This window comes from Mycobacterium sp. (genome assembly GCF_032162605.1).
Classification (GTDB): Bacteria; Actinomycetota; Actinomycetes; order Mycobacteriales; family Mycobacteriaceae; genus Mycobacterium.
Window position 1 is genome coordinate 1 of the sequence record NZ_JAVROT010000109.1, and the last position, 6,181, is coordinate 6,181.

The window sequence follows — 6,181 nt, forward strand, 5'->3', positions numbered from 1 at the left end:
CGGCGTTGTGCAGCGGGAAATACGGCGAGTCACGCGTGACGAGTTCGCCGCCGGAATCCCACAGCGCGCGGATGGTGGCGATCGCTTCCTCGAACCGCGCTACCGGTTTGGTCCAGTCCACCCCATAGGGTTGGTTGCCTTCGCGTTCCCCGACCCCAATGCCCAGGATCGCCCGGCCGTGGGTCAGCAGATGCAGGGTCGCGGCGGCCTGCGCGGTGACCGCGGGATTGCGCCGACCAGCATCGGTGACACTAATACCAAGCCGCAACCGCCCCACCCGATTCCGCGCGGCAAGGTGTCCCAGCATAGTCCACGGTTCCAGGTAGGCATCGATTTTCGGTGTCAGCTTGGCTGTCCCGAGGTACTGCGGTGTGGCGATCGCCCGCGGAATCAAGGAGTTCAGATGGTCGGGCACCCACAATGAGTCGATGCGGCTCGCGACCGCGGTCAGGTAATTTGCTCGCAGCAGGGCGGTCGGGGAATGGCGAGCATTCAGAATCTCGCTTGCCAGACCGACTTTGAATCCGGACATGTTACTTCACCCCCAGCGCTGGGACAGCGTGTCCGGGCGCACGCCTCGATGACAGTGCAGGAGCGGCGCTTCCACGCGCCGACAAGGAGCAGCACTGACCACACCGCCATCGCGCGCCGACCGCGAACATACGAGAATTCGATCTTGCAGTTCCATGGGGGCCAGGCTAAGCCGAAACCTCGGGTGCGTTCCTCCGATCCCGGGCCGATCTGCGCTAATTGGCCAATGATTCGCGTTCGATGGAAGTTGTCGCCACCCGGGCGGTGCTCCAACTCATTCGGCGTTCTATGGGCACGCTGTAAGCCCTCCGAAGGACGACGATGGCTGGGCAGAGGCGGTGCGTCATGCCCAGGAGGGGTCGAGACGTTCAAGGCGTAGCGAGAGTGGCCGACCGTTGCAACCGGTGGTGCGTGCAGTGCTCGATCACGCGATCTTGCCAGCGTCGGCATCACGCCGGCCGAAGCCCGACTGCGTTGTAGTCGACCGGATCCCATACGCGCCAGAATCTTCGATCGCTTTCGCAATCAGCAGATGAATCGATCGGAGGCATTGTCGGAGGTCTGGGCACTGGCGGCGTATGCACAAGGCAAGTTAGACAACCGCTTTGGCGCAGCAGCACGATCCAAGCGGCACCGGCGCCGGTTGGACGATACGTCGTGAACCGCGAACCTTGTGCTCTTGAGGTTGTGACTCCAGCGCCCGAACGACGTGCGAATTCACCCGCTGGGTGCAGATCTGGCGGCAGAGTCGGAAACATGCGTCGAGGACATCCGACTTGGTCCCAACCGCGGATCTGCCTGCAAGGGAGCCGCGTTCGTTCATCGCACTCGAATTAAAGCGCCGGGAAGATCCAGGTGCCGCCAGCCGCGATCGCCCAGAGCGAGTGAGACCGGCGCAGCTGCCGTACCGGGCGGTGTCGACGTTGAGCGCATTGGTGACTTCGTTGGCCGATAGGCCGTATTGATGAGCAAGGCCATGCGCGTCACGATGTTCGCTGCGCTCTCAGCGTGCGCGGATGCGTCTTCGGGAAGGTCGGATCCGTCGAGCAAACGCACAATGTCTTCCGGCAGCGCTGCATCCGGGGGACGGTTCGCGGGTAGTGTTCTCAACGCTGCGACCAAATCTGCGGTGTGCAGTCCGAATCGTTCGTGGAGCAGCTGTCCCAGTTCGTCTGCCGTCCCGGGCACAATTTGGTCACGACGGCCCGTATCCATGCGGGCGGAGGCTTTGTCGGCCTTGTCTCAACCTGGGCGTGGATTACGCCGAATGCGGCTCGCGCCGACCCCGCCGGTTCCGGGGTGAGGTGCCGTCGGTCCGGCGGAATCCGCAGGCACGTCAGCCAACAGAACGCCAAGCGCAAACCGCACGCGCACTCCTCATGCTCATGCCCGCATATTGGTTGTGTCCAGATGGCCGGGGGACGGAGCGGCTAAAGTCGACCGGCCACGAAGCTCGCGGCTTGTGCCGTCATACCGTTTGCAACATACGAGCCGTGAGCGGCGTTGGGTGGTCCAGGGGGAGCGCCATTGCAGATCGTGTCGCCAGGCGCGCACAGGTCGATGGTCTTCGGGACGTAGAGCGGCCCAATGGTGATCTGCGGGGCGCCTGAGTCGCTCAGAAACCGGTTCGACGGTTTGCCGAACAAGGTCACTGCGGCCACGTGGTCGGCTACCTCGGGCGGCATGGGCGGGGGTACAAACGCGGCAGGAACTCCCGGGGGCACGTCGGGCGAGGTGACAAAGCCCGCAACCGCCGCGCCCTGCGAGTACCCGCCCAGCACGATCCTGGTGTTGGGACAGTCCGCGGTCGTTGACTCTATGTGGTTGCTCGCATCCCTGATGCCGTCGATGACGCTCAGGGCGAACTGCAGAGGGTTGGCAAAGTCGTCGCTGGCAGCGTAGTTTACGGCGTACGCGTTGACCGACCTCGCACCAGTCTTCGAGCGCAACGCATCAACGAAGCCCTGCCCCATCCCGCCGACGCCGGGTGGCTCGTCGGTGCCGCGGGCGAACACTACTTCGACGTCGGGGCACGGTTGCGCGAGCGCGGGCGCGGGCGCGGTGCCTAACAGTGCCCATGTAGCGATGAGGGTCGCGACGAAGGCACGGATCATCAGGCCAACAAGCACTCCACGCGGCCGTCTGTTGGTGTCGATCAACACCACCTCGCCTTCCATCACCCGCGTGTCGCGATCCTCCCCGACGATGCTACGCAGGCGGGCGATGTACGGCATCGCCGCGGGCATGGTGTGGCCGCGCACGCGCAGAGTTCGCGCCTCGGGGGGGCCGTTCCCAGTCGCTGTACGTTTGGTAGGCGCAGAAGGAGTCAGCGCCTGGTGGAAGCTGAAACCACTTCGTGGTTCCCATCTTTTCTCGGCTGAAGAAGCTCTCGAACGAGCCGTCATCGTCGACCACGACGTCATCCGACAGGGCTTTTACCGCCTGGGCCTGATCATCCTTGCCGGTGTAGACGCCGTAGGTCGTCTGGGCAACGGAACCGAGTCTTCCGTAGACGCGATAGTCGTCTGCGTCACCGATCCGTGCCGAAAGATACAAGGTGTCGGGGTTGGAGTTACCCCAGTTCCACGGTGAGTACTGAGTATTGATCAGGGTCGGCCGTGCTGGATCGCTGCGCAGTTGCAGTCCCATGAACTGAATGTGGCCGACCATTCGTCCCAACAACGCGGCGGTTGCGCCTTCGTCGAGATTGCCTGCGGACAACGCCAATTCGAGTAGATCATCGTGAAGGCCGTCGAGGCGCCGCCAGGCCGCACGTCGGAGATCACTGGATCGATCGGTCACGCCTTATCCTCGCTTTTATAGACGTCGCGGTGGTACTGCAGTTCGGGCCAGAGTTCGTCGATGTCAGGCCCGTAGTCCTCGGCGTCGTAGACGTGCGGCTTGCGTTTCGATAGGTCCCACCCCTCCATGACGAGGTCATGAACCGTGTTGTCCCCCAAGGCACCTACGCCGAGATACCCACCGTCCTGACGGAGTGGTCTTCATGGCTCTGCACCGGACTGAGCCTGCCGGTCCCCGCCGATGACGAGCACGACGATCACTTCACTGAGTTGGTCGAACGGCGCAAAACCATACCAACTTCCAGGGAACCGGTGCCGTTTTGATGCGACCCCGCGGTGCTTCTCATCTTGGTGGAGGATCTAGAACCGTACGGTTGTTCAGTCTGCCTCTCGGAAGTCCGATGCCGGCCACTCGGACACGGAAAGTCGTGATGGCTAGGTTCCTTCCGTACCGGCGCTGTCACCCGCGGTGCGGCGCTCACCGAGTACCTCGTAGATCTCGGTGACGGTGGCTGCCTGGTCCATCGCGTCGGAGACGGTCATCGTCGGCGCGGAGGCACCGAGGGCTGCGAGGGTCGCGGCGAGATCCTCGGTCTCGATCTCGTACACGGCCAGCAACCGGGGCCGATCGGCGGCCCCCGGTCCGGTCAGGGCGTAGCGCTGGCCGGCGATGAACCCGGGCACCTGCAGCACCTCGGGCAGATGGGTGTCCTCATACCAGCGGTTGAACTCGTCCTCACGACCAACGACGGGGGCGGTAACGACGGTGTGGATGTATGCCGTCATTGGGTCTCCTTACCGACCGGGGGCGTCACCGGGGTTGGCAGCGCCGTTGGTCGCCGATGTGTGGCTTCACTCGTTCGCTGCACGTCCGTATTCGACGATAGCAGAGAACGGAATCATCGCGTCCGTTCGGAACGATCTCGTCCGTTGCGATGTACAGTGACGGCATGAGCCGCACGGACACCGCCCACGCCGAGACCGGGCCCTCACTCGAGCGCGCCGACTCGCGGCGCAAGCGGCTGCGGCTCATCGAAGCCGCACGGCTCGTCGTGGCCGAGAAGGGACTCGATGCTGGAGCCGCCGAAATCGCGGCGCGCGCAGAAGTGGGCGTCGGCACCCTCTACCGGCGCTTCGGCACCAGGGAAGCGCTGGTCAAAGACATCCTCATGGACGGCATCGCCGAGATTCAGGCCGCCGTCGACCGAGCGCTCGCCGCACCGGATCCATGGACGGGCCTGACCCTGTTCCTGACCGACTTCAGCACGGCGCAGACCGCCAACCGCGGCCTGCACGAATTCACCGCCGCCGACGCCACGGCCTTCTCGCCCGAACTGCACGCCGACAGCTTGAAGTTGCGGCACGCGGTCCAAGAACTCGCCGAGCGGGCGCATCGAGCGGGCGTCCTGCGCAATGACGTCACCTGGCGCGACATCGTCGTACTCTCGCTCGCCTCCGTCAATGCCAGCAGCTGTCTTGGCCTCAACGCCACCGACACGCAGCCCGAGCGCACCGCCGCCATCCTCCTGGCCGGACTCCGCTCCGCCGACGGTGCCAACCCGCTCCCCGGCGAACCGCCCATCGACCTCCTCGCCTGATGGCCGCCTCAATCACATGGAAGGAAGCTACCTCGCCGCATGCCCAGCACGTCCGAAGCGAATCGCGTGGTCCGCGATGGGGTCGCAGACGCGCATCACCACCTCCTGCCGCGGGCCCACGTCATGACCGACACCATCGCGGTTCAGGGCCCGCCCTGAAACCGATGAAATATCGCCAGCACAACCACCTCGTCACCGATCATTGCCTTGATGATGGCGTGGCTGTGGGCAACGAGGTTCTCGTACCGCCTTCGAAGGCGGAAACGCTGTACCGCTCCAGGCAGTGACTCGGACCTTGGCGGGGTTCAACTGGGAAAGCCTGGGATCACGAGATCCCAACGCCGACGAGACGCGATGATCGCATCGAACCCGGGCCTGCTGGAGCGCGATCTGATCGAACAGCAGCGGATGGCCGACGGTTCAGCAGCGCACTTCATCAGCGCAGAGTCGACCCAGACATCGCAGGACTCGCGGCTCGCGTGGGGATCGATGTGTTCCGTACGGCTCACCGGCAGTGGCTAGAGGCCGAGGACAACGCCGACCTGGCAACGATGACCGAAACTGTGATGTCCCTCCTCGCCACGATCGTGCCCGCCAGTGCTTCGACCACACTCGGGAAAGCGTCCGAGGCCCGGCGAAATGGGGCGGACCCAATCCGGCAGGGGCGGCGTCGGGCGACGGCCACACGGCTCCCCTGATCAACGTCGCCCAATAAGCCGTCACGGACGCCGACAGAAGTGTGCTCGTCGCTGTGCTCGTACTTCGCAATGAAGTCTCGACGTATGCGGACTACCCGGCGCGCCTGGCGCTGGGTAACCTCTGGCGAGGCGCGAGCCACCGCCCCTGTGTCTTGTTGAAAGATGTTGCGGCGCAATCTATTAGCTATCGCATAGTTGCGCGGCCGAGTGAAACACCACTTGTTGGACGCCGTCACGGTGACGAAATGAGCCAATCGGGCGTTTACCGGGGTATGGGCGACGCCTTGAGCGCTGGGCCGATAGTCGAGGCCGTCCGAAAAATGACACGAAGTTTGAGAACCTAATGGAGATGGCCACTGTCTGGCCAATTGGCCACGGCTCTGAGATTCGGGATCAATAACAACGTCGGGGTGTCGTGGTTGGGTCGGGTTTAGGCGGCGTTGGTGTCATGACGGTCCGGGAGTCCGCTAGGGGATCTGCGGGAGATCGAACATGGTGACCAGGGCGGGATCTTCGAATACGACGATGCGGGTGATGCCGGTGGCAGTGACGG

At 64.0% G+C, this 6,181-nt stretch carries 7 protein-coding genes; 2 read left to right on the plus strand and 5 right to left on the minus strand.

Annotated elements, in window-relative coordinates; translation table 11 throughout:
* The 5 genes from QOI01_RS06675 to QOI01_RS06695 form a co-directional block, all read right to left on the minus strand.
* The coding region (locus tag QOI01_RS06675; RefSeq protein WP_526379396.1) for an LLM class flavin-dependent oxidoreductase at positions 1-532 on the minus strand (532 nt) is incomplete at its 3' end.
* A 1,429-nt stretch (positions 533-1,961) separates the two neighbouring features.
* Positions 1,962-2,645 (minus strand): cutinase family protein, encoded by a 684-nt coding sequence (locus QOI01_RS06680; protein ID WP_526379402.1) that lies wholly within the window; start codon positions 2,643-2,645, stop codon positions 1,962-1,964.
* 94 nt (positions 2,646-2,739) lie between these two features.
* On the minus strand, positions 2,740-3,333 hold the full coding sequence (locus QOI01_RS06685; RefSeq protein WP_526379397.1) for a hypothetical protein: 594 nt from the start codon (positions 3,331-3,333) through the stop codon (positions 2,740-2,742).
* Complete coding sequence (locus QOI01_RS06690) at positions 3,330-3,491, minus strand: hypothetical protein (protein ID WP_526379398.1); 162 nt, start codon at positions 3,489-3,491, stop codon at positions 3,330-3,332. Before QOI01_RS06690 ends, QOI01_RS06685 begins: the two co-directional genes overlap by 4 nt.
* Before the next feature lie 276 nt (positions 3,492-3,767).
* Entirely contained in the window at positions 3,768-4,118 is a 351-nt protein-coding gene (locus tag QOI01_RS06695) for a DUF4286 family protein (protein ID WP_526379399.1), read from the minus strand.
* A gap of 164 nt (positions 4,119-4,282) precedes the next feature.
* Here QOI01_RS06695 and QOI01_RS06700 point away from each other — a divergent pair, with 164 nt between their 5' ends.
* Positions 4,283-4,930, plus strand: coding sequence for a TetR/AcrR family transcriptional regulator (locus QOI01_RS06700; protein WP_526379400.1), 648 nt, complete (start codon positions 4,283-4,285; stop codon positions 4,928-4,930).
* A gap of 354 nt (positions 4,931-5,284) precedes the next feature.
* A complete protein-coding gene (locus tag QOI01_RS06705; protein WP_526379401.1) occupies positions 5,285-5,452 on the plus strand; it encodes a hypothetical protein in 168 nt (55 codons plus the stop codon).
* Positions 5,453-6,181 lie beyond the last annotated feature (729 nt).